Annotated in this window: 4 protein-coding genes; 3 read left to right on the plus strand and 1 reads right to left on the minus strand. The window is 59.5% G+C overall.

Annotated features, from left to right (window positions below):
• Positions 1-126: 126 nt before the first annotated feature.
• Positions 127-366: a hypothetical protein gene (locus E4M07_RS28860; protein ID WP_136661873.1), complete on the plus strand. Its 240-nt coding sequence runs from the start codon at positions 127-129 to the stop codon at positions 364-366.
• Positions 367-528: 162 nt separating this feature from the next.
• Positions 529-726, plus strand: coding sequence for a hypothetical protein (locus E4M07_RS28865; RefSeq protein WP_136661874.1), 198 nt, complete (start codon positions 529-531; stop codon positions 724-726).
• Positions 727-790: 64 nt separating this feature from the next.
• Here E4M07_RS28865 and E4M07_RS28870 read toward each other — a convergent pair whose 3' ends face one another.
• Entirely contained in the window at positions 791-1072 is a 282-nt protein-coding gene (locus tag E4M07_RS28870) for a hypothetical protein (RefSeq protein ID WP_136661875.1), read from the minus strand.
• 383 nt (positions 1073-1455) lie between these two features.
• Between E4M07_RS28870 and E4M07_RS28875 the strand changes: the two genes are divergently transcribed.
• A complete protein-coding gene (locus E4M07_RS28875) occupies positions 1456-3564 on the plus strand; it encodes a ParB/Srx family N-terminal domain-containing protein (RefSeq protein ID WP_136661876.1) in 2109 nt (702 codons plus the stop codon).
• Positions 3565-3769: the final 205 nt, after the last annotated feature.

The following is a 3769-nucleotide window of genomic DNA, read 5'->3' on the forward strand; positions in this document are numbered from 1 at the left end:
CCCGCGGCAACCGAACGCACCCCCGCCGCCGCCGCCCTGACGGGCCTGCTCTGTTCGGCGGACTGGAAGAGCGCCCGGCGCCGCACCTTCCAGCACCGCACCGCCCGCATCGCGTCATCGTAACCTGTGCATGCTCAGGCAGCTTCCTGCTTATGGTCCTACGAACGTCGATCCGACACCATCCACGACTTCGAAGACGGGACGGACACCCTCGTCATCAAGGGCGGCCTGAAGTTCTCCGACCTCGACATAAGGCAAAGCGGCGACGACACCCTGGTCAACGGCCCCACCGACGCCTTTTCGGTCGCGATCAAGGACTTCGATGCCGCGCTGCTGACCGCGGACGATTTCGACTTCCTCGCCTGACCGGCCGGACGGACCTTCGGAGAGGTTTGCGAGGGAAGGCGAGCGGGTTCAGCCAAAGCGTGTCAATCGGCCCCTGCATGATCTGTAACAGCCGCGGTCTGGCTGCAATCAGGTGCTCCATATCGTGCTGGAGGAAATTGTGGCCGATCGGATGTCGTACAGTTGGATCATGCCGATTCCGCACAATTGAAGTTTCTACTCGGAGATTTGCTGCGTTTTGAAGACGGTCAGTCGGTGTTGGTGGAGGTGCAATTCCGCACGCCAGGCAGTGAGCGCTCCGAGACACTCACAACCATCCTCAAAGGCGTGACGGAATCGAGACGCACGTCAAAACTCGAGATGATTCTTCTGGGCGGATAGCACCTCGCCTCCGCTGGCGGTCCAGCATCACCACGTCACTGCAGAGTCCTGCGTGTGATGACGCTCAATCATCATCGTCGCGATCACGTCGATAAGAACGCCGGCGGTCGTCATCATCGTCATCGTCGCCGGACAGGTAGTAGTAGTATCCGGCTCGAGGCACGCGGACATAATAGCAACCGTCGTCGTCATCATCGTCTTCACACACAAGCACGCGCTTTGTGTGATGGACATTGAACACGTGCGGAACGATTTCAAGCGTATCGCCAAAACCATCGGCCTGGCTGGCTGTTGCCGTCACGGCTAAAGTCACCGCCGCTGCGCTGACCGAAGCAATCAGTTTCATCGGAGATCTCCTCGTTCTTGTCGCATCGGCTTTTGACCGCCGACACAAGGCTAACGCGACCGGTGGCGTTTTATTCCCCTGGCCAGTTCCTGGACCTTCAGACCAAGCCCTTTCCGGAACCGTTCTCGGATGTTCCACATTGCGAGCGAGGTTGCTCATGCATCGGCCGAGCGCCAAGGGCACTCGCTGCGGTCCTGGGTTGCTTGCGTGCCTTCAAGAGCAGGTTGCCGCTCCGGTGTTGCCGCACCTGTTTGTCGGGGCAGTGTCGGCGGAAGCCGTCAGGCGAGGGGCCGTGAGAGGAAGAGGGGAGGGAAGCCCGGTTGCCGGGCTTCCAGAAGGAGAGAGAGGCTCTCCGACCCGGCTCCGAACAAGGAGCAAGACCCATGGCAACTGCCACAATCAAACAGATCCCGCTGAACAAGCTGGTCAACAGCCCCAAAAACGTCCGCAAGACACCGGCGTCGGAAGCGGACGATGCCGAGCTTTATGCCAGCCTCAGATACCAGGGATTGAAGCACAACCTTCTCGTCCACTCTGTCGGAGACACATTTCATGTCCATGCGGGCGGCCGGCGCCTTGAACAGCTTCAGAAGCTGGCGGAAGAAGGGCACATCAAATCAGACGAGAAGATCTCTTGCAAAGTCGAACCTCAGTCGGCCGCCGAAGAGACTTCGGTCGCGGAAAACATGATCCGTTCGGCGATGCATCCCGCCGACGAGTTCGAGGCTTTTGCAGACCTGATTGAAAAGGGCCGTTCCGTCGAGGAGGTAGCCACGCGCTTCGGAGTCACCGCCGGTCTGGTCGAGCGCCGGCTGAAACTGGCCCAGGTTGCGCCGGAGATCCTGGATGATTTCCGGCAGGGACAACTGACGCTCGAGGCGGTGATGGCATTCACCTTGAGCAACGATCATGCGCGGCAGCTCGAGATCCGCGAGGCGATATCGCATTTTCATCCGACCGGCAAACAGAATGCAATCCGGCGTATGCTGACCGAGCGGACCTGTTCGGGCAGTACCCGACTGGCACGCTATGTCGGTGTCGATAAGTATGAGAAGGCAGGCGGCAACGTCATCCGAGACCTGTTTTCCGACGACGACAACGTGCATATCACGGACATCGATCTCCTGGAGAAACTGGCCATCGAGAAGCTGGAACGGGCCGCCAAAAAACACGGCAAAGGCTGGAAGTGGTCCGTGGCCGTTCTGGATTTCAACTACAATGACGGTCTCAAATATGGCCGTGTTTATCCGGAGCCTCAGGACCTCGATCCGGAGATCGCAAGCGAGCGCGAGACGTTGCAGAAACGGCTCGATGAGATCGAAACCCTCGACGATGAAGATTGGACCGATGAGATCGCGGATGAAGCCGACGGTGCGGGCGAACGCATCGGCGAAATCGATGCGCTTGAGGAAAAGAGTGCGGTCTTCAGCGACGAACAGCGTGCGATCGCCGGATGCATCGTCAGCCTCGACTATGCCGGAAAACTGGAGGTCAATGCGGGCCTTGTTCGTCCGGAGGACGTCCCGGTGTCGGAACCAGAAGCGACCGATGCCGAAAGCGATGGCGCGAGCACCAACGAAGATGCTGATGGTGAGAGCAAGGCCGAACCGGCAATTCGCGTCACGCCGCCGCGGTCAGAGACGACATATAAAGCTCCGGTCGATCCGGTAACCGCCGCTCGCAAGGAGCAAGGTGTCTCGCAGGCCTTGGGTGACGAACTGCGCGCCACACGCCATCAGATCGTCCAGGCGCATTTGAGCGCAGACTTCGGTGTTGCCTTTGATGCCATGCTCTATTCCATGTGCCGTCAAACGTTCCGGAACGGTTATGAGGTCACTCCGCTCGACATCAGCCTGAAGCCGGCCATGGTCATGGCAAGCCGGGACGTCCTGAAGGAGACGATTGCGGCAACGGTTCTGGAGGAGGTTCGCGGATCGCTTAGCCTCGATTGGTTGCAGAAGGAGTTGCCGGAGGATTTCGAGGCCCTGTGCGCGTTATCATCGGAGGAAAAACAGGCCTTGTTCGCCTGGTGCGCGGCCTACGCGTTGACCCAGCAGCTTTCGACGGACAAAAGCGTCAACCCGATCTTCGAACAGATCGGTCAGCGGATGGATGTCGACGTCGCAAAATTCTGGCGTCCGACAGTCGAGACCTACTGGGGCCGCGTCAAGAAAGACCATTCGCTTGACGTTGCCCGCGAGCTGATCGGCGACGAATGGGTCAATGACCGGTCGCATTACAAGAAAGCCCTTTTGGCCAAGTCGATGGAGGCCTATTTCGGTGACGATGCTGGCAAGAAAGTCGATCTTGGGGCCGACGTTGCGGCGAAGACGTCCACCTGGCTCCCAGATGGAATGGGGTTCGCTGTCGAGGGCACCGGGACGGCGGCCGAAAGCGGCGCGACCGATACGGATCCGGAAGCGCCCGGATCTGAAGAGGCGAAAGAGGAAGCTGACACCCTGCCGGCGTTTCTGAGCGAAGCAGCCGAGTAGGCCTGTTTGATCCCCTTGGCTGATAGGCCGTCCGGCGTTCACGCCGGGCGGTCCTCTTTCAACCCACGAATTCATACCCAGTTCAACAGGAGATGGCATGAATGGGGTGTGAGCGGTCATGCATCCCGACTCGGCTAGAGTGCCGGGATAGGCGGATAGGCTGCAGGCTGGATGTCTTTTTAGGGCATTGCGACCCTGTACAGGA

Origin of the sequence: Nitratireductor sp. XY-223 (genome assembly GCF_004959855.1) — a bacterium.
Lineage (GTDB): Bacteria > Pseudomonadota > Alphaproteobacteria > Rhizobiales > Rhizobiaceae > Hoeflea_A.

Bases quoted from the DNA above. Each gene is read 5' to 3' on its own strand.
- E4M07_RS28870 (WP_136661875.1), bottom strand. From the start codon at position 1,072: ATGAAACTGATTGCTTCGGTCAGCGCAGCGGCGGTGACTTTAGCCGTG.
- E4M07_RS28875 (WP_136661876.1), top strand. From the start codon at position 1,456: ATGGCAACTGCCACAATCAAACAGATCCCGCTGAACAAGCTGGTCAAC.